Origin of the sequence: Lentzea waywayandensis, from assembly GCF_900115955.1 — a bacterium.
GTDB classification, from domain to species: Bacteria; Actinomycetota; Actinomycetes; order Mycobacteriales; family Pseudonocardiaceae; genus Lentzea; species Lentzea waywayandensis.
Genome location: NZ_FOYL01000001.1, coordinates 766,007 through 788,764 on the forward strand (window position 1 = coordinate 766,007; position 22,758 = coordinate 788,764).

The window sequence follows — 22,758 nt, forward strand, 5'->3', positions numbered from 1 at the left end:
CTAGAGACCGAGTTCTTCGTCGAGCATCGCGAACATCTCGTCGTCCGAAGCCGACTCGAAGTCCTTCTCGGTGCTGGTGTTCTTGGCCCACTTGGTGCGCAGGACGTCGAGCCGTCCGGCGATCTGCTGGTGCAGCGCGGGATCCACGCTGGCCGCGGCGAGCGCCTTCTCGAACGCGTCGAGGTCGGCGAGCACGCTCGGCAGCCCGGCCTCCGGCGCGTCGGCCAGCAGCTCGGTCTTGAGGTGCGCCACCAGGTCGTTCGGCGTCGGGTAGTCGAACACCAGCGTGGCGGGCAGCCTCAGGCCCGTCGCACCGCCGAGGCGGTTGCGCAGTTCGACCGCGGTGAGCGAGTCGAAGCCGAGTTCCTGGAACTGCCGGTCGCCCTCGATCTGCTCGTTCTCTCCGTGGCCGAGCACCTCGGCGACCTGGCCTCGCACGAGGTCCAGCAACGCGTCGGTGCGTCCCTGGTCGGTGAGCGCGGTCAGGCGGGTGATCAGCGAGTCCGCCGTCTCCTGTCCTGCCACGGCCTTCTTCGACCTGGTGCGCACGAGGCCGCGCAGCAGCGGTGCGACCTCGTGGTTGCGCAGGACCGCGAAGTCCAGCTTCACCGGAAGCGTTGCCGCGGCGCCGGTCTGGAGCGCCTCGTCGAAGAGGGTGGTGCCGAGTTCCCCGGTGATCGCCGGCATGCCGGAGCGGGCCATGCGTTCGGCGTCCTGGGCACTGAGCATGCCGGTGTCCCAGGCGCCCCACGCCATGCTGGTCGCCTTCTGGTCGTGCGCCTTGCGAAGTGCTGCGAGGGCGTCGAGGAACGCGTTGGCCGCCGCGTAGTTGGCCTGACCCGCGTTGCCGAACGTGCCGGCGACGCTGCTGAACAGGATCAGGTTCGCTGCCGGTGCCAGTTCGTGCAGGTACCAGGCGGCGTCGACCTTCGGCTGGAGCACCGGGTCGATGCGGTCCAGCGTCAGGGACTCGATGGTGGAGTCGTCCAGCACGCCGGCCGCGTGGATGATCGTCGCCGGGTTGTGGGCGTTGAGCAATGCGGCGAGTTCGGTGCGGTCACTGACATCGCAGGCCGCCACGGTGACGTCGGCGTCGAGATCGCTGACGTCCGCCTGGCCGGTGCGGCTCGCGAGAACGAGTTCCCCGACACCGTGGTTCTCGACGAGGTGCTTCGCGATGATCCGGCCGAGACCGCCCGTGCCACCGGTGATGAGCACCTTGCCGTACTCGACCGTTTCCTCGCCACGTTCCGCCCTGGTGAGGCGGCCGCCGAGGATCTCGCCGTCGCGGACGACGATCTGCGGTTCCTCGGCCCCGATCGCCTGGCGCAGCACGGCGAGGCTGGAGCGCTGGTCGTCGAGGTCGAGCAACCCGAACGTGCCGGGGTGCTCGGACTGCGCGACCCTGACGAGGCCCCAGACCGCCGCCGCGACGGGATCCGGTGCTTCTGCGTCGCTCGCCGCGATGGCGTTCTTCGTGACGAACCAGAGCCTTCCCGGCCTGTTCGCCGTGATCCACTCCTGGACGTTGACCAGGGCGTCGCTCACGGCGGCGTGCGCGGAGTCCACGACGTCGTCGGAACAGGCCTTGACCTCGGTGAGGACGACCTCGGCGTCGGCGGTCTCGATGGTCTCGTAGACGCGTCCGGCGACGAAGTGGTCGACCAGTCCGAAGTGGTCCTCGCCCGCGATCGCCACGGTGGCGTTGACGGGTTCGGTGGCGTTGATCGGCGTCCAGCCGAGCGTGAAGAGGGCGTCGCGGGTGGTGTTCTCGTTGAGCTGCCCCGTGTTGACCGCGCGGACCACGAGCGACCGGACCTCGGCGACCGGGTTCCCCTGCGGGTCGGCGACGACGATGTGCATCGCGCCGCTGTCGTCCCTGGTCATCCTGACCCTGACCGCTGCCGCGCCGGTGGCGTGGATCTTCACGCCCTCCCAGCTGAACGGCAGCCCCGCTCCCCCGTCACCCTCCTGCAGCAGCGCGGTGTGCAGCGTCGCGTCGAGCAGCGCCGGGTGGAGTCCGAACGCGCCGGGTTCGACGCCGTCGGGCAGCGCGACCTCCGCGAAGACGGCACCTTCGTGGCGCCACGCGTTCTTGAGGCCCTGGAACGTGTCCCCGTACGCGAACCCGATCTCGGCGAACCTGTCGTAGACGCCGTCGAGGTCGATCGGCTCGCCCTGCGGCCACTCGGTCAGCGCGGTGCCGCGGCTGTCGCTGGTGCTCAGCGTGCCGCCGGCGTTCTCGGTCCACGGCAGGTCGGTGTCCTCCGGCCTGCTGTAGATCGTCACCGTGCGCCTGTCGTTCTCCTCGGCGCCGATCGCGACCTGGATCTGCACACCACCCTGGTCGGGCAGCATCAGCGGCGCCGCGATCGTGAGCTCGTCCAGCGTGTCGAGCCCGAGCTCCTCACCGGCCTTGAGCGCGACCTCGACCAGTGCCGCACCGGGCACGAGCGCCCGTCCCATGATCACGTGGTCCGCGAGCCAGGCGTGCGTCCTGAGGGAGATCCGGCTGGTGAACAGGTGCCCGTCCTGCCCGGCGAGCTGGACGGCCGCGCCGAGCAGCGGGTGCCCGACACTGCCCAGACCGGCGGCCTTGACGTCGCTCGCGCCCTCCACGACCTTCGGCCAGTACGACTGCCGGCGGAACGCGTAGGTGGGCAGGTCGATCTTCCTGGCTTGGCCGAGCAGCGGCGTCCAGTCGACCTTGACGCCCTCGACGTGAGCCCGGCCGAGCGCGGTGAGGAACCGCGTGACCTCGTTCTCGTTCCGCTTGATCATCGGAATCGCTCCGTCGACCAGCGGGGTGAGCGCCGCGTCGGGCCCGATCTCCAGGAACGTCCTGTCGCCCAGCGCGGTCACGTTGTCGTGGAACCGCACGGCATCCCGGACGTGGCCGACCCAGTAGTCGATCGTGGCCGGGTCCCCGCCGGTCTGGAACGGAATCGCAGGTTCGCTGAAGGTGATCTCGCTGATCGCCTCCCGGAAGTCCGGCATCATCGGTTCCATCAACGGCGAGTGGAACGCGTGCGACACCTTGAGCTGCTTGTACTTCCACTGCTTGGCGATCTTGAGGACCTCGTCCTCCTCGCCCGCCAGCACCACGGTCCGCGGCCCGTTGATGGCCGCGATCGACACGTTGCCCGTCAGATACGGCGTCACCTCCTCCTCCGAGGCGATGACGGACACCATCGCGCCACCCTGCGGCAACGCCTGCATGAGCGCGGCCCGCGCCGTGATCAGCTGACACGCGTCCTCAAGGCTCAGCACACCAGCGACGTGCGCCGCGGCAACCTCACCGATCGAGTGCCCGGCAACGTGATCCGGCGTGACGCCGAACGACTCGACCAGCCGGTACAGCGCGATCTCGACGGCGAACAACGCCGGCTGCGCGAACCCGGTCTGGTTCAGCGCCTCCTGGTCGTCACCCCACATGACCTCTTTCAGCGCAGGGTCGAGGTGCTGCAACGCGTTGTCGAGCGCCTCGGCGAACACGGGGTACGCCTCGTACAGCTCACGCCCCATGCCGATCCGCTGCGACCCCTGCCCGCTGAACAGGAACGCCACCGGCTTCCGGCTCACCGCCCCACGAGCCACGACCTCGCCACCGAGCACGACCGCCCGGTGATCGAACAACGTCCTGGCCGTCAGCAACGAGTACGCGACGTCCTCGGCCGCCCCGCGGGCCTGCCTGATCCGCTCGACCTGCCCGTCCAGCGCCGCCTCACTCCGAGCCGACACCACCCACGGCACCAGGCTGTCTCCAAGGGCCGAGTCGCGCCCGACCTCCAGCGCTCCCGGCGCTTCCAAGATCACGTGCGCGTTCGTGCCGCTGATGCCGAACGACGACACCGCCGCCCGCCGCGCCCGCTCTACCGAGGGCCACGCGGTGTTCTCCTGCAGCAGCTCGACCGCGCCCTCGCTCCAGTCGACGTGCGACGAAGGCGTCGAAGCGTGCAACGTCCGCGGCAACACCCCGTGCCGCATCGCCTGCACCATCTTGATGATGCCCGCGACACCGGCAGCGGCCTGCGTGTGCCCGATGTTCGACTTGATGCCACCCAGCAGCAGCGGCACGTCCCGATCCTGCCCGTACGTCGCCATCAGCGCCTGCGCCTCGATGGGGTCGCCCAAAGAAGTACCGGTGCCATGCGCCTCGACGGCATCGACATCAGCAGCAGACAACCCGGCAGACGCCAACGCCTGTCGAATCACCCTCTGCTGCGACGGCCCGTTGGGCGCCGTCAGTCCGTTGGACGCACCGTCCTGGTTGATCGCCGAACCCCGCACGACCGCAAGGACCTGGTGACCATTCCGCACCGCATCCGACTGACGCTCCAACACGAGCAGACCGACACCCTCGGACCAACCGACACCATCGGCCGTGTCCGAGAACGCCTTGCACCGCCCGTCCTCCGACAGCCCGCGCTGACGGGAGAACCCGACGAACGACCCCGGCGTCGACATCACGGTCACACCACCGGCCAGCGCCAATGAGCATTCACCGGCCCGAAGAGCCTGCATCGCCCAGTGCAAAGCCACCAACGACGACGAGCACGCGGTGTCGATCGACACCGACGGCCCCTCAAGCCCGAGCGCGTAGGACACGCGACCCGAGATCACCGAAGGCGATGCACCGGTCGAGCCGAAACCCTCGGTGTCCGCACCGCCGATGAGCTGCGTGTAGTCGTTGTACATGACACCGGCGAACACACCGGTGGAGCTGCCACGCAACGATGCCGGCGCGATCCCGGAACGCTCCAACGCCTCCCACGCCGTCTCCAGCATGAGCCGCTGCTGCGAGTCCGTCGCGACGGCCTCACGCGGTGACATCCCGAAGAACTCCGGGTCGAACTGGTCCGCGTCGTGCAGGAAGCCGCCCGCCCGGACGTACGACGTGCCGGGGTGGTCGGGGTCCGGGTGGAAGAGCGTGTCCAGGTCCCAGCCGCGGTTCGCCGGGAACGGCGTGATCGCGTCCACACCCGAAGCCACCAGATCCCACAGGTCCTCTGGCGAGGAGACACCGCCGGGGTAACGGCAGGCCATGCCGACGATCACGATCGGATCGTCCGAAGTGGACACCAGCGCGGGCAGGTCCGAGACGTCCGTGACCGCTCCGAGCAGTTCGTCCTTCAGATATCCGGCCAGCTGCGCCGACGACGGGTAGTCGAACACCACGGTCGCCGGCAGCTTGAGCCCGGTGACCGCCGTGAGCCGGTTGCGCAGCTCGACCGCGGTCAGCGAGTCGAACCCGAGCTCCTGGAACGCCCGCGCCGGGTCGACCGCCGCGATCGTGTCGTAGCCGAGCACGGCCGCGACCTCGCCGCGAACCAGATCCACCAGCGCGTCGATCCGTCCGGCTTCGTCCAGCACGGACAGTCGCCGCACCAGCCCGGAAGCCGTCTCCGACCCCGCGACCTTGCGCCGCGCCTTGACCCGGATCAGCCCGCGCAGCAACGGCTTCACGTCACCGTTCTGCTTCAGCGCCGCCAGGTCGAGCCGCACCGGAATCACCGCGGGTTCCGCCCCGGCGACCGCCGCGTCGAACAGCCGCAGCCCCAGCTCGGAGGAGATGGCGGGCATGCCCGAGCGCTGCATCCGTTCGGCGTCCTCGGCCGACAACATGCCGGTGTCCCAGGCGCCCCACGCCAGCGACACGCCGGGCAGCCCGTTGAGCCGCCGGTGCGCGGCCAGCGCGTCGAGGAACGCGTTGCCGGCGGCGTAGTTGCCCTGCCCGGCGTTGCCGAACACCCCGGCCGCCGACGAGAACACCACGAACCTCGACACCTCGGTCGCGAGATCGTGCAGGTTCAGCGCGGCATCGACCTTGGCGCGCAGCACGGAGTCGACCCGCTCGGGCGTGAGCGACTCGATCACACCGTCGTCCAGCACTCCGGCCGCGTGCACGACACCGCGAACCTTGTGCTGCTTCAGCAACTCCCACAACGCAGTCCGGTCGGCAGCGTCGCAGGCGACGACAGAGACCTTCGCGCCCAACGCTTCCAGCTCACTCACGTCACCGGAACCACTGCGACTCACCAGCACCAGCTCGGTGACCCCGTGCGTCTCCACCAGGTGCCGGGCCACGATCCGCCCGAGCCCGCCGGTACCACCCGTGATCAGCACCGGGCTCTCCCAGCCACCGTCTTCGGTTCCGCCCGCGACCCGTCCGAGACGCGCCGCCCGAGCCTCGCCGTCCCGCACGACCAGCTGCGGCTCGTCCAGGTCCAGCACCCCGAGCAGCGTCGCGAGCGACGACTCCTCGGCGTCCACATCGATCAACCCGAACCGGTCCGGGTGCTCGGTCTGCGCGGTCCGCAGCAGCCCCCACACCGCCGCACCGGCCAGGTCATCGCCCTCGACCGCGCCGCGCGTGACGAACACGAGCCGCCCGTCGCGGTCCTCGCGAATCCATTCTTGGACCAGCTCCAACGCCCGGTGCGTCACGGCCCGCACCGACTCGGCGTTCTGCTCCCCCGCGACCGGCACGAGCACGACGTCCGTGTCCGCCAGGGAAAGCAGGCCCTCGACCCGTCCGACGGACAGCCCGAGCACGTCCGGCCCGAGCACGCTGACCGTCTTGCCCGCCTCGGCCGGCGGCACCGCGATCGGCGTCCACCGCACCGAGAACATCGAATCCAGCTCGACCGGCTGCTCGGCCGCGACAGCCCGCATCACCAGTGACTCGACCGATGCCACCGGGTTGCCGGCGGGGTCGGCGAGCGCGATCCGCAGCCCGTTGCCGTCGCGCGTCATCTTGACCCGCAACGCCGTCGCGGCGGTCGCGTGCAGCGACACGTTCTCCCACGCGAACGGCAGCCCGGCCGACCCGCTCTCGTCGAGCAGCGAGGCGTGCAGCGCGGCGTCGAGCAACGCCGGGTGCAGCCCGAACGGCTTGACGTTGACGTCGTCCGGCAGCGCCACCTCGGCGTACGTGGTGTCGCCGTCCCGCCAGGCCGCCCGCAGCCCCTGGAACAGCCCGCCGTAAGCGAACCCGGCTTCGGCGAACCTCTCGTAACACCCATCGACGTCAAGGACTTCGGCCTTCGGCGGCCACACCGAGGCGTCGAACTCGACCCGCTGCTCACCCTTGGCCAGCACACCGCCGACCACCTGGGTCCACGGCGCGTCGGTCACCTCGTCAGGCCGCGCGTGGATGGTGAACGTCCGGCGGTCGTCCCCGGCGGACACCTTCATCTGCAGCGCGAGTCCGCCGTGCTCCGGCAGGATCACCGGCGCGGACAACGTCAGCTCCTCCAGCCGGTCCAGCCCGACCTCGTCCCCGGCCCGCATCGCGAGCTCGACGAGCGCCGCCCCCGGCACCATCACGCGTCCCATGATCGTGTGGTGGCGAATCCACGGATGCGTGCGCGCCGCCAGCCTGCTCGTGAACAGGAACCCTTCCCCGTCAGCGAGTTCCGCCGACGCGATGAGCAACGGGTGCCCGACCGCGACCATGCCGATGCCGGACGCGTCGTCCCCGCCGATCCGCACCGCGGGCCAGTACCGCTGGTGGTCGAACGCGTAGGTGGGCAGGTCGATCTTCCTGCCACCGGCGCAGAACCCGCTCCAGTCGACCTTCACACCCTCGACGTGCAGGCGAGCCAACGCGGTCAGTGCCGCGACGCGCTCACCTTTGTCCTTGCGCAGCAAGGGAATCGCGTCCTCGACCAGGGCGCTGAGCACCCCGTCCGGCCCGACCTCGACGAACGTGGTCGCGCCACCGTCCCTGAGCCGCCGCACGTTGTCCGTGAACCGCACCGCGTCCCGGACGTGGTTCACCCAGTAGTCGACGGTCGTGACGTCCCCACTGGTCACCACCGGAATGCTCGGCTCCCGCAGGGTGATCTCCGCGAGCGACTCACGGAAGTCGTCCAGCATCGGTTCCATCAACGGCGAGTGGAACGCGTGCGACACCTTGAGCCGCTTGCTCTTCCAGCGCTCGGCGATCACCAGCACGTCGGCTTCCACACCCGCGATGACCACCGACTTGGGCCCATTGATCGCCGCGATCGACACGCCGGCCGTGAGATGCGGCAGAACCTCGTCCTCGGAAGCCTGAACCGAGACCATCGCGCCACCCTCAGGCAACGCCTGCATGAGCGCCGACCTCGCGGTGACGAGCAGACAAGCGTCCTCGACGCTCAACACGCCCGCGACGTGCGCCGCCGCGATCTCCCCGATGGAATGCCCGGCAACCTGATCGGCCTTGACACCCCACGACTCCAGCAACCGGTACAGCGCCACCTCGACCGCGAACAACGCCGGCTGCGCCACCCCGGTCTGGTTCAACGCCTCCTGGTCGTCACCCCACATGACGTCCCGAACGGCCGGATCGAGGTACATCAGCACGGCGTCGAGCGCCTCGGCGAACACCGGGAACGCCGAGTACAACTCGCGCCCCATGCCAACCCGCTGCGACCCCTGCCCGCTGAACAGCACCGCGACCGACCGCTGCGACAACGCGACCCCGGACGCCAGCACCTCGTCCCCGAGCACCACGGCCCGGTGATCGAACCGCGCACGGGTGTTCAACAACGAGAACGCCACGTCCTCCGGCACCCCCACAGACGACCGGGCCCGCTCGATCTGCCCAGGCAACGCCTCCGCGGTCCTGGCCGACACCACGAACGGCACCAAGCCGCCCCCGAGCGCCGAGTTGTCCACAGCCGCCGAGTTGTCCACAGATCGCCCAGCGGCCCCTTGACCAGCACTTTCATCGCGTACGCTGGAAATTGGGGGGATCCCCAGCGCTCCGGGCGCTTCCAAGATCACGTGCGCGTTCGTGCCCGAGAGGCCGAACGACGAGACGCCGGCCCGGCGCGGCCGCGACACCGCAGGCCACGGCGTCGCCTCGGTGACGAGCTCGACCGCCCCCTCGCTCCAGTCGACGTGCGACGACGGCGAAGTCACGTGCAGCGTCGGCGGCACAACACCGTTCCGCATGGCCTGCACCATCTTGATCACGCCCGCGACACCGGCGGCTGCCTGCGTGTGCCCGATGTTCGACTTGATGCCACCCAGCAACAGCGGCACGTCCCGATCCTGCCCGTACGTCGCGAGCAGCGCCTGCGCCTCAATCGGGTCGCCCAAAGTCGTGCCCGTGCCGTGCGCCTCAACCGCGTCGACATCAGCAGTGGTCAACCCAGCAGACGCCAACGCCTGTCGAATCACCCTCTGCTGCGACGGCCCGTTGGGCGCCGTCAGACCGTTGGACGCACCGTCCTGGTTGATCGCCGACCCACGCACGACCGCCAAAATCGTGTGCCCAAGACGCACCGCATCAGACTGACGTTCCAACACGAGCAGACCGACACCCTCAGACCAACCAACGCCATCAGCGGAGTCCGAGAACGCCTTGCACCGCCCGTCCTCCGACAGACCACGCTGCCGCGAGAACCCGACGAACGCACCCGGAGTCGACATCACCGTCACACCACCGGCCAGCGCGAGCGAGCACTCACCGGCCCGCAGTGCCTGCGCCGCAAGGTGCATCGCTACCAGCGACGACGAGCACGCCGTGTCGATCGACACCGACGGCCCCTCGAAGCCGAACGTGTAGGACACCCGGCCCGACACCACCGAAGGCGAGGTCCCGGCCCCCTGGTGCCCTTCGGAGTCGGACTCCAGGATCTGCGCGTAGTCCGAGTACATGACACCGGCGAACACACCGGTCCGGCTACCGCGCAACGACTGCGGGTCGATCCCGGCCCGCTCCAGCGCCTCCCAGGTCGTCTCCAGCAGGATGCGCTGCTGGCCGTCCGTGCCGAGCGCCTCCCGCGGCGACATCCCGAAGAACGCCGGGTCGAACTGGTCCGCGTCGTGCAGGAAGCCACCGGCGCGCGCGTAGGACGTGCCGAGGTGGTCGGGGTCCGGGTGGAACAGCGAGTCCAGGTCCCAGCCGCGGTTCGCCGGGAACGGCGTGATCGCGTCCGTGCCGGACGCCACCAGGTCCCACAACGTCTCCGGCGACGTCACGCCACCGGGGAAGCGGCAGGCCATGCCGACGATCACGATCGGATCGTCCGAAGTGGACACCAGCGCGGGCAGATCCGCCACCGCGTCAGCGGAACCGAACAGCTCGGCGTGCAGGTGGTCGGCCAGCGCGATCGCGGTCGGGTAGTCGAACACCAGCGTCGCCGGCAGCCGCAGCCCGGTCGCCTCCGTCAGCTGGTTGCGCAGCTCGACGGCGGTCAGCGAGTCGAACCCGAGGTCCTGGAACGCCCGCGTCGCGTCCACCGCGTCGATCGAGGCGTGGCCCAGCACCGAGGACACCTGCGCGCGCACCAGGTCGACGAGACCGGAGTGCCGGTCGGCGACGTCCATCGCGCCGAGCTTCTGCACCAGCCCGGAAGCGGTGGCGGAACCCGCCGCCGCACGCCGCGCCCTGACCCGGATCAGCCCCTGCAACAACGGCGCCACCGCACCACGTGCCCGCAAAGTCGCGAGGTCGAGGCGCACCGGAACGGTCAGCGCCGCCCCGCTCGTCACGGCCGCGTCGAACAGCTCCAGCCCCTGCTCGACCGTGATCGGCGGCATGCCGGCGGCGGTCATCCGCGCGGCCTCGGCCTCGGTCAGCTCGCCGGTCATCCCGCTGACCCCGGCCCACACGCCCCACGCCATCGACGTCGCGGGCAGCCCGGATGCCTTGCGGTGGGCGGAAAGCGCGTCGAGGAACGCGTTGCCCGCCGCGTAGTTCGCCTGCCCGGCGTTGCCGAACACACCGGCCGCCGACGAGAACACCACGAACGCCGTGAGACCGGACGTCAGCTCGTGCAGATGCCAGGCGGCATCGGCCTTGGGCTTGAGCACGTTCAGGACGCGTTCCGGCGTCATCGACTCGATCACTCCGTCGTCCAGCACACCGGCCGCGTGCACGACGCCCCGGATCTCGTGCTGGGCAAGAAGTTCGGCGACAGCATCCCGGTCGGTCACGTCACACGCGGCGACGGTGACCCGCGCTCCCAACGCTTCCAGCTCCGCCGTATCGGCCTGGCCGCGACGGCTCACGAGCAGCAGCTCCCGAACACCGTGCGTCTCAACGAGATGCTTCGCGACGACCGCGCCCAGTCCGCCGGTACCGCCGGTGACCAGGACCTTGCCTTCCCAGCGAACCTCGGACTCGCCGGCGACCCGCGCCAGCCGCGCGGCCAGCACCTCGCCGTCACGCACCACCAACTGCGGCTCGTCGACCCCGAACGCCACCGAAACCATTGCGGTGGAGAGGTTGTTGCCGCACAGGTCGATCAACCCGAACCGCTCCGGGTGCTCGGACTGCGCCGACCGCACCAGGCCCCAGACCGCCGCGGCCCCCAAGTCCTCACCGGTGGTCGCACCCCGCGTGACGAACGTGAGCCTGCCGTCCTTGCCACTGCTGATCCACTCCTGCACCAACCCCAGCACACGCGCCGTGTTGCGGTGCGTGCTGCCGAGCACGTCTTCCGATCCCGTGACCGGCACCAGCACCAGCCCCGCATCGGTCTCGGTGATCGTGTCGACGACCGGGAACCCGAGGTCGAGCACGTCCGGCCCGAGCACCGCGACCGACGCGGGCGCGGCGACGTCCTCCTGCGTGACCGGCACCCACTCGAGCCCGAACAGCTCGCTCTGCCTGGCCTCGCCGAGCTGCTCGACGTTCACCGCCCGCACGATCACGGCCTCGACCGTGGCGACCGGCGCACCCGTGACGTCAGCGAGCGCGATCGTCCTGCGCATGCCGCCCTCGTCGCGGGTCAGCTTGACGCGCAGCTCGCTCGCCCCGGTGGCGTGCAGCGACACGCCCTCCCACGAGAACGGCAGACCCGCGTCGAGCGTCTCGTCCAGCAACGCCGCGTGCAGCGCCGAGTCGAGCAGCGCCGGGTGCAGGCCGTACGCGGCCCCGTCGACGTCCTCCGGCAACGCGAGCTCGGCGTAGATCTCCCCGCCGACCCGCCAGGCCGCCTTGAGGTTCTGGAACGCGTGCCCGTAGGCGAACCCGACGCTCGCGAACCGCTCGTAGCACTCCTCGTAGTCCATCGCCACGGCCCCGGCGGGCGGCCAGACAGTGGCATCGAAGCCGCCTGTGGTCGTGCCGCTCGCCAGGAAGCCGGTCGCGTGCTGCGTCCACGGCATGTCCGGCGCGTCCTCAGGCCGTGAGTGGATCGCGTACTGACGGCGGCCGTTGCTCTCCGCGCCGACCTTCAACTGCACCTGCACGGCACCGCGCTCGGGCAGAACGAGCGGCGCGGCCAGCGTGAGGTCGTCGACCCGGTCGAGCCCGACCTCGTCCGCGGCCCTGATGGCCAGCTCGATCAGCACGGCGGCCGGCACCAGGTTGCGCCCCATGATCACGTGGTCGGCGAGCCACGGGTGCGTGCTCAGCGACACCCGGCTGGTGAACACGACGCCTTCGCCCTCGGCCAGCTCCACCGAAGCGCCGAGCAACGGGTGCCCGACACTGACCAGCCCGAGCCCGGACGCGTCCGACGCCTTCCCGGCACTCGCGGGCCAGTAGCGCTGCCGGTTGAACGGGTAGGTGGGCAGCTCGACACGCTTGCCGCCGCCGTAGAACCGAGTCCAATCAACGTTGATTCCGTCGACATGTACTTGACTGAGTGCAGTCAACATTGACTCAACATCAGACTTGACTCGCGTCAACGTCGGAATCAACCCGTCAACCATCGCCGTCAACTGCGCGTCCGGCCCGATCTCGACCAGCGTCACGTCACCCAACCGCGTGACGTTGTCGTGGAAACGGACCGTGTCCCGAACGTGGTCGACCCAGTAGTCAACGGTCGTGACATCGCCAGATGTCGACATTCCTACGACAGGTTCGTGGAACTGGATGCCGCTGATCGACTCACGGAAGTCATCCAGCATCGGCTCCATCAACGGCGAGTGGAACGCGTGCGACACCTTCAGCCGCTTGCTCTTCCAGCGCTCCGCAACAGCCAGCACCTCTGCCTCAACACCGGCGATCACCACCGACCGAGGCCCGTTGACCGCCGCGATCGACACTCCGCCCGTCAGGTGCTCACGCACTTCTTCCTCGGACGCGATCACCGACACCATCGCGCCACCGGCCGGCAACGCCTGCATGAGCGCCGACCGCGCCGTCACCAGCAAGCACGCGTCGTCCAGGCTCAGCACGCCCGCGACGTGCGCCGCCGCGATCTCGCCGATCGAATGCCCGGCAAGCTGTGAGGGCCGCACCCCGAACGACTCCAGCAGCCGGAACAACGCCACCTCGACCGCGAAGATCGCAGGCTGCGCGTAGCCGGTCTGGTTCAGAGCCTCGGCGTCGTCGCCCCACATGACCTCGCGCAGCGCGGGGTCGAGGTTGACCAGCGCGGCGTCCAAGGCCTCCGCGAACACCGGGAACGCCTCGTACAACTCGCGCCCCATGCCAAGCCTCTGGGACCCCTGCCCGGAGAACACGAACGCGAGCGACCGATTCCGCATCACACCACTGGCAAGCTCAACGCCGTTCCACACGACCGCCCGGTGGTCGAACAACGCCCTCGTGGTCGCCAGCGAGAACCCGACGTCCACAGCGGACACACCACTCGCCACGAGCGCGCCGACCTGCTCGACCTGCGCCCGCAACGACGCCGCCGACTTGGCCGACACCACCAGCGGCGCACCCACGACCTGAATCGATCCCGGCTGGCTGGCCCCCAGGGGGCTTTCGACCCCCATCTCAATCATCTCAGGCAGGTCTGACAATTCCTGAGCGTCCGGGGCCTCCAAGATCACGTGTGCGTTCGTGCCCGAGACACCGAACGACGAGACGGCGGCACGGCGGGCCCGAGCGACCTCAGGCCACGAAGCGTTGCCGGTCAGCAGCTGGACCGAACCCGCCTCCCAGTCCACGTGGGACGACGGCGAGTCGATGTGCAGCGTCTGCGGCACGACGCCGTGCCGCAGCGCCTGCACCATCTTGATCACACCCGCCACACCGGCCGCGGCCTGGGTGTGGCCGATGTTGGACTTGATCGAACCGAGCAGCAGCGGCGACGGCCGGTCCTGACCGTAGGTCGCGAGCAGCGCCTGCGCCTCGATCGGGTCGCCCAAGGACGTACCCGTGCCGTGTGCTTCGACGACGTCGACGTCCGCAGTGGACAGACCGGCGGACGCCAGCGCCTGACGGATCACCCGCTGCTGCGAGGGACCGTTGGGCGCGGTCAGGCCGTTGGAAGCACCGTCCTGGTTGACCGCCGAGCCACGGACGACGGCCAGCACGTTGTGGCCGTTGCGAACGGCGTCGGACAGCCGCTCCAGCACGACCACACCGACACCCTCGGACCAGCCGACGCCATCGGCGGAGTCGGAGAACGCCTTGCAGCGGCCGTCCGGCGACAGCCCGCGCTGCCGCGAGAACCCGATGAACGCGCCGGGAGAAGCCAGCACGGTCACACCTCCGGCCAGCGCCAGCGAGCACTCACCGGCGCGGAGAGCCTGCATCGCCCAGTGCATCGCGACCAACGACGACGAGCACGCCGTGTCGAGCGTGACCGCGGGCCCCTCGAAGCCGAACGTGTAGGAGACACGGCCCGACACCACCGAAGGCGAACCGCCGGTCGTCTGATAACCCTCGGAATCGCCTTCGAGCAGCAGCGAGTAGTCGTTGTACATGACGCCGGCGAACACACCGGTCTGGCTGCCCTTCAGCGCGACGGGGTCGATTCCCGACCGCTCCAGCGCCTCCCACGACGCCTCCAGCAGCAGACGCTGCTGCGCGTCGGTCGACACCGCCTCGCGCGGCGACATGCCGAAGAACTCCGGATCGAACTGGTCCGCGTCGTGCAGGAAGCCACCGGACTTCGTGTACGAGGTGCCGACGTGGTCGGGGTCCGGGTGGTAGAGCGAGTCGAGGTCCCAGCCGCGGTTGGACGGGAACTCCGTGATGGCGTCGCGGCCGTCGACCACGAGGTCCCACAGCTGTTCCGGCGTGGCGACACCACCCGGATAGCGGCAGGCCATGCCGACGATCACGATCGGATCGTCCGAAGTGGACGTCAGCGCGGGCAGCGACTCCACCACGTCCGAGGCGCCGAACAGCTCGTCGCGCAGGAAACCGGCGAGCACCGCGGACGTCGGGTAGTCGAAGATCAGCGTGCTCGGCAGCCGCAGCCCGGTGACACCGGTCAGCCGGTTGCGCAGGTCGACCGCGGTGAGCGAGTCGAAACCGAGGTCCTGGAACGCCTTCGCCGGGTCCACCGCGGCAATGCCGTCGTGGCCGAGCACTGCGGCGACCTCGGTGCGCACCAGGTCGAGCAGTGCGGTGAGCCGTGCTTCGGGGGCCATCGCGGTGAGCCGCTGAACCAGTCCGGAGTCGGCGTGGGCAGCCGCGCGACGGGCCTTCGCGCGGATCAGTCCGCGCAGCAGCGGGCGGATCTCGTGGTGGCCGCGCAACGTCGCGAGGTCCAGGCGCAGCGGCAGCAGCACCGCGTCCTCACCGGCGATCGCCGCGTCGAACAGCGCGAGCCCCTGCTCCACCGACAGCGGCGGCGTTCCGCCTCGTGCCATGCGTTCGGCGTCGGCCTCGGACAGCATGCCGGTCTGGTTCCACGCGCCCCACGCCAGCGACACCGCCGGCAGCCCGGCCGAACGCCGATGCCGCGCCAGCGCGTCGAGGAACGCGTTGCCCGCCGCGTAGTTCGCCTGCCCAGCGGCGCCGAACGTACCGGCGGCGCTGGAGAAGATGATGAAGTTGTCGAGGTTCTTGGTGAGCTCGTGCAGGTTCCAGGCGGCGTCGACCTTGGGCTTGAGCACGGCCGACAGCCGCTCCGGCGTGAGCGACTCGATCACGCCGTCGTCGAGCACGCCGGCAGTGTGCACGACGCTGCGGACCTTGTGCTTCTTCAGCACCTTCTGCAACGCCTTGCGGTCACTGACATCGCACGCGACCACGACGACCTTGGCGTCCAAATCGGACACCTCTGCCTTGCCGGTGCGGCTGACCAGCACCAGTTCCTTGACGCCGTGGCGTTCGACGAGGTGCTTCGCGATCACCCGGCCCAGCCCGCCGGTCCCGCCGGTGATCAGCACCGGCCCGGTGAACTCGCCCGGTTCCGCCGCCTCGGCCCGTGCGAGCCGTGCCGCGAACACCTGACCGTCGCGCACCCGCAGTTGCGGCTCGTCGATCGCGAGAACCTGCTCGGACACCTCGGCATCGGTGTCGATGAGCGTGAACCGGCCGGGATGCTCGTTCTGCGCGGACCGGACCAGACCGTGCACCGCGCTCGCAGCCAGGTCGTCCTGCCGTGTCACGAACACGAGCCGTTCGGCACGTTCCTCAGCGATCCAGCGCTGCACCAACTCCAGCGCACGGGCCGCGAGAGCGTGCGTCTGCGTGACGACGTCCCCGTCGCCGACGAACTCCTCCACACACACGGCGGCCGCACCGGCGTTGAGCAGCGACACCGGCACCCAGTCGAGCCGGAACAACGAGTCACGGTCCGCCGCACTCACCTGCTGTCCGGACACCGCCCGCGTCACCAGCGACCCGATCGTCGCGACCGGGGCGCCCGTCGTGTCGGCGACCGCGATCACCCACGCGTCCCCGGCACGCCGCAGCCTCACCCGGACCGATGCCGCGCCGGTGGCGTGCAGCGACACGCCTTCCCACGAGAACGGCAGCCCCGCCTCGGCCCCGTCGAAGAACCCGCCGGCGTGCAGCGTGGCGTCGAGCAGCGCCGGGTGCAGCCCGAACGCCGCCCCGTCCACGTCCTCGGGCAGCGCGACCTCGGCGAACACCTCGCCGTCCCCGCGCCACACCGCCCGCAGCCCCTGGAACACCGGCCCGTACTCGAAGCCGTTCTCCGCGAACCGCTCGTAAGCCCCTTCGACGTCAACGCTTTCCGCGTTCGGCGGCCAGTCGGTCGCGTCGAAGTCGCCGACAGTCGTGCCGCTGGCCAGGAAGCCGGTGGCGTGCTGCGTCCACGGCGCGTTCTCGCCATCCGGCCGTGAGAAGACTCCGACCGTACGACGCCCGTTCTCTTCCTCGCCCACGGCGACCTGAACGCGCACAGCACCCTGTTCGGGCAGCACGAGCGGCGCGGCCAGCGTCAGCTCGTCGACGCGGTCGAGCCCGACCTCGTCACCCGCCCGGACCGCGAGCTCCAGGAACGCCGTGCCCGGCAGCAACACCTGCCCGAACACCCGGTGATCCGCGAGCCACGGGTGCGAGCCCAGCGACAACCGGCTCGTGAACAGCACCCCGTCCGCACCGGCGACGTCGACCGCCGCACCGAGCAACGGGTGCTCCACCCGCGTGAGCCCGAGCGCACCGACGTCACCGGCCTTGCGCACCGCCTTCGGCCAGAACATCTGGTGCTCGAACGCGTAGGTGGGCAGATCGACCTTGCGTCCACCTGTGTACAGCGGCGTCCAGTCAACATTGATTCCGTCAACATGTACTTGACCGAGTGCGGTCAACATTGACGCGACTTCATCGCGGTCGCGCCTCAACACCGCCGTAGAGCCGTCCACCATCGCGCTCAGCTGCGCGTCCGGCCCGACCTCCAGCAACGTGACATCGCCTAGGCGGGTGACGTTCTCGTGGAACCGCACCGCGTCCCGGACGTGGTTCACCCAGTAGTCGACGGTGGTGACATCGCCGGAGGTCGACATTCCCACAACCGGCTCGTGGAAGGTAAGCCCGCTGATCGCCTCGCGGAAGTCGTCCAGCATCGGCTCCATCAGCGGCGAGTGGAACGCGTGCGACACCTTCAGCCGCTTGCTCTTCCACTTGGCTGCGACAGCCAGCACCTCGTCTTCAACACCGGCGATCACGACCGTGCGCGGCCCGTTGACCGCCGCGATCGACACGCCCGCGGTGAGGTGCGGCACCACCTCCTCTTCGGAAGCGATGACGGACACCATCGCGCCACCGGCCGGCAACGCCTGCATGAGCGCCGAACGCGCCGTCACCAGCAAGCACGCGTCCTCCAGGCTCAGCACACCGGCGACGTGCGCGGCCGCGATCTCCCCGACCGAGTGCCCGACCAGGTGGTCCGGCCGCACCCCGAACGACTCGATCAACCGGTACAGCGCCACCTCGACGGCGAACAACGCCGGCTGCGCCACTCCGGTCTGGTTCAACGCCTCCTGGTCGTCGCCCCACATGACCTCGCGCAACGCGGGGTCGAGGTTGACCAGGGCGGCGTCGAACGCCTCCGCGAACACCGGGAACGCCTCGTACAGCTCACGCCCGGCCCCGATCCGCTGCGCCCCCTGCCCGGAGAACAGGAGCGCCAACGGCCTGCCCGCCGCGACACCTTCCGCGACAACCTCGCCATCGAGCACCACCGCCCGGTGGTCGAACAACGCCCGCGTGGTCGCCAGCGAGAACCCGACGTCCACAGCGGACACACCGCTGCCCACCAACGCCGTGATCCGTTCGACCTGCGCCCGCACCGACGCCGCCGACTTCGCCGACACCGCCAACGGCACCACGCCGACCTGCGGAATCGATTCGGATTGCCCTGCCCCCAGGGGGCTGCGAGCCCCCATCTCAATCATCTCAGGCAGGTCTGACAATTCCTGAGCGTCCGGAGCCTCGATGATCACGTGAGCGTTCGTGCCCGAGACACCGAACGACGAGATGCCGGCGCGACGTGCGCGCGACACCGTCGGCCACGCGCGGGACGAGGTCAGCACCTCGACGGCGCCGGACTCCCAGTCGACCTGCGTGGTCGGCGTGCCGACGTGCAGCGTCTCGGGCAGCACGCCGTGGTGCAGCGCCTGCACCATCTTGATCACGCCCGCGACACCCGCGGCGGCCTGCGTGTGGCCGATGTTCGACTTGATCGAGCCCAGGTAGAGCGGCTCGGAGCGGTCCTGCCCGTACACGGCCAGCAGCGCCTGCGCCTCGATCGGATCGCCGAGCTTCGTGGCGGTGCCGTGCGCCTCGACGGCGTCGACGTCCGCGGGCGACAGGCCGGCCGAAGCCAGGGCCGAGCGGATCACTCGCTGCTGCGACGGGCCGTTCGGCGCGGTCAGGCCGTTCGAGGCACCGTCCTGGTTGACGGCCGAGCCGCGCACGACTGCCAGCACCGTGTGGCCGTTACGAACGGCATCGGACTGACGTTCCAGCACCAGCAGACCGACGCCCTCACCCCAACCGGTGCCGTCCGCGTCGTCGGAGAACGCCTTGCACCGTCCGTCAACGGAAAGTCCGCGCTGACGGGAGAACTCGACGTAGGTGGTGGGCGTCGACATCACCGTCACGCCACCGGCGACGGCCAGCGAGCACTCCCCCGACCGCAGCGCCTGCGAAGCGAGATGCAGTGCCACCAAAGAAGAAGAGCACGCGGTGTCGACCGTGACGGCCGGGCCCTCGAAGCCGAACGTGTAGGAGACACGGCCCGAAGCGATCGAGCCCGCGCTGCCCTGGCCCTGGTGTCCCTCGAACTCGCCACCGTCCAGAATGGACGCGTAGTCGTTGTACATGACGCCGGTGAACACGCCGGTCGCACTGCCCCGCAACGAAGCCGGGTCGATCCCGGAGCGCTCCAGCGCCTCCCAGGTGGTCTCGAGCAGCAGGCGCTGCTGCGAGTCCGTGGCCATGGCCTCACGCGGGGACATCCCGAAGAAAGCGGGGTCGAACGCGCCCGCCTCGTGCAGGAAGCCACCGGCGATCGAGTAGGTCGTGCCCGCGTGGTCGGGGTCCGGGTGGTAGATGCCGTCGACGTCCCAGCCGCGGTCGACCGGGAACTCCGTGATGGCGTCAACGCCGTCGGACACGAGCCGCCACAGGTCCTCGGGCGACGACACTCCTCCGGGATAGCGGCAGGCCATGCCGACGATCACGATCGGATCGTCCGAAGTGGACACCAGGGCAGGCAGCTGCGACACCGCGTCCGAGGCGCCGAACAGCTCGTCCTTCAGGAAACCGGCGAGCACGGCGGCGGTCGGGTAGTCGAACGTCAGCGTCGCGGGCAGGCGCAGCCCGGTGACCTCACCGAGGCGGTTGCGCAGCTCGACCGCGGTCAGCGAGTCGAAGCCCAGCGACTGGAAGGCGCGCGACGGGTCGATCGTCTCGCCGCCGCTGTGTCCGAGCACCGCGCCGACCTCGGCCCGGACCAGGTCCAGCAACGCCTCCAGGCGGCCGGTGTCGTCGAGACCGGTCAGCTTCCGCACGAGCGACGACGAGGTGCCGGACGTGGCCGTGCGGCGAGCGCGGACCTTCACCAGTCCCTGCAGCACGGCCGGAACCTCGCCGCGCGCCCGGAACACCGGCAGGTCGAGCCGCAGCGGCAACACCAGCGCGGCACCCGAGGACAGTGCGGCGTCGAAGAGTTCGACGCCTTCCGCGGGCGTGATCGGCGGCATGCCCGACTTGGCGAGCCGCTCGGCGTCGGCGCCGGACAGCATGCCCGTCTCCGCCCACGCGCCCCACGCCAGCGACACGCCCGGCAGGCCCTGCGAACGCCGGTGCTCGACCAACGCGTCGAGGAACGTGTTGCCCGCCGCGTAGTTGCCCTGGCCCGACGAACCGAAGATGCCCGCACCGGACGAGTAGACGACGAACGCCGAGACGTCGCCTGCGAGCTCGTGCAGGTTCCACGCGGCGTCGACCTTGGGGCGCAACACGTTCGACAGACGCTCTGGCGTGAGCGACTCGACGACGCCGTCGTCCAGGACACCCGCGGTGTGCACGATGGAACGGATCTGTTGCCCTGCGAGGAGATTCGCGACGGCATGCCGGTCGGCGACGTCGCAGGCCGCGACCGTGACCGACGCGTCCAGCTCCGCCGCCCAGTCCGGCGTCTCACCGCGCCTGCTGACCAGCACCAGGTCGCGAACACCGTGCGCGGCGACGAGATGCCGCGCGATGACCTGGCCGAGCCCACCGGTACCGCCGGTGATCAGCACAGGTCCTTCCAGCACAACGCTCTCGGCGGCGGCGACACGGGCGACGCGCGGCACGAACACCTCGCCGTCCCGCACCCGCAGCTGCGGTTCGGCACTCGCGAGCGCCGCGTCCGGCAGGTCTCCGTCGGTCTCGATCAACGCGAACCGGCCGGGATGCTCCGACTGCGCGGCCCGCACGAGCCCCCAGACCGCTGACGCGCCCAGATCACCCTGTCGCGTCACGAAAACGAGCTTCTCGGCACGTTCGGCCGCGATCCACTCCTGGATCTTCGCGAGCACCTGGGCCGTCACCGCGTGCGCGGCCTCGACCGGAGCCCCTTCCGTCTCGACGCGCTCGACGACGTGGGCCGCCGGAACCGCCTCGGTGAGCGTGATCGGCACCCAGTCCAGCCCGAACAACGCGTCCTGCGCGGCGCTGAGCTGCTGTGCCGACACGGCCCGCGTGACGAGCGAGCCGACCGTCGCGACCGGCGCGCCGGCGGCGTCGGCGATGGCGATCTCCATGGAGCTGTCACTCGTGGTCCGCAGCCGCACCCGCAACGACGTGGCGCCGACCGCGTGCAGCGCGACGCCTTCCCACGAGAACGGCACCGCGCCCTCGGTCCGCTGGTCCGCGAACGCGACCGCGTGCAGTGCCGCGTCCAGCAGCGCGGGGTGGATGCCGAAACCGGTGGCCGTCACGTCGTCGGGCAGCGCGACCTCGGCGAACACCTGGTCGCCCAGCTTCCACGCGGCCCGCAGGCCCTGGAACGCGTGCCCGTAGTCGAACCCGAGCTCCGCGAACCGCTCGTAGACGCCGTCGACCTGCACGGCCTCGGCGCCCGCGGGCGGCCACGCCGAGGTGTCGAAGTCGGCGATCGTGGCGCCGGACGCCAGGAAGCCGGACGCGTGCTCGGTCCACGGCAGGTCGCTGTCCTCGGGACGGCTGTGGATCGCCACCGCCCGCCGGTCACCGTCCCCGCCGACCCGGATCTGCACCTGCACGGCGCCGGACTCGGGCAGCACGAGCGGCGCCGCGATCGTCAGCTCGTCCACGCGGTCGAGGCTCACCTCGTCCGCGGCCCGCAGCGCGAGCTCGACGAGTGCCGCGCCGGGCACGAGGACCTTGCCGTGCAGCGAGTGGTCCCGCAGCCACGGGTGGGTGCGCAGCGACAGCCTGCTCGTGAACAGCAGGCCCTCTCCGCCGGCGAGCTCGACGGCGGCGCCGAGCAGCGGGTGCTCGACCGCGCCGAGACCGGCCGACCGGACATCCGAGCGCGTGGACACCTCTGGCCAGAACGTTCGCTGCTCGAACGCGTAGGTCGGCAGGTCGATCTTCCGGCCATGTTGACAGAACCTGTTCCAATCAACATTGACGCCGTCAACATTGATTCGGCTCAATGCCGTCAACATTGACTTGACCTCGTCACCATTGCGCCGCACCGCGGGCACGCAGCCGTCCACCATCGCGGACAGCACGCCGTCCGGCCCGATCTCCACGAACTTCACGTCACCCAACGAGGTCACGTTGTCGTGGAAGCGGACCGTGTCGCGGACGTGGTTCACCCAGTAGTCGACGGTGGTGACATCGCCGGAGGTCGACATTCCTACAACCGGCTCGTGGAACGTCAATCCACTGATCGCCTCACGGAAGTCGTCCAGCATCGGCTCCATCAACGGCGAGTGGAACGCGTGCGACACCTTGAGCCGCTTGTTCTTCCACTTCTGTGCGATGGCGAGCACTTCTTCTTCGACGCCGGCGATCACCACGGACCGAGGTCCGTTGACCACCGCGATGGACACGCCATCGGTCAGGTGCTCGCGCACCTTCTTCTCGGAAGCGACCACGGACACCATGGCGCCACCGGCGGGCAACGCCTGCATGAGCGACGCACGCGCCGTCACGAGCTGGCACGCGTC

General features: G+C 70.0%; 1 protein-coding gene (running past one end of the window). It reads right to left on the reverse strand.

The annotated features are described in order from the left end of the window. Positions 1-22,758, reverse strand: the 3' portion of a protein-coding gene (locus tag BM417_RS03585; RefSeq protein WP_093588250.1) for a type I polyketide synthase. The gene runs 6,834 nt beyond the window's last position; the window shows 22,758 of its 29,592 coding nt (coding positions 6,835-29,592); its start codon lies off the right edge, out of view; it ends in the stop codon at positions 1-3.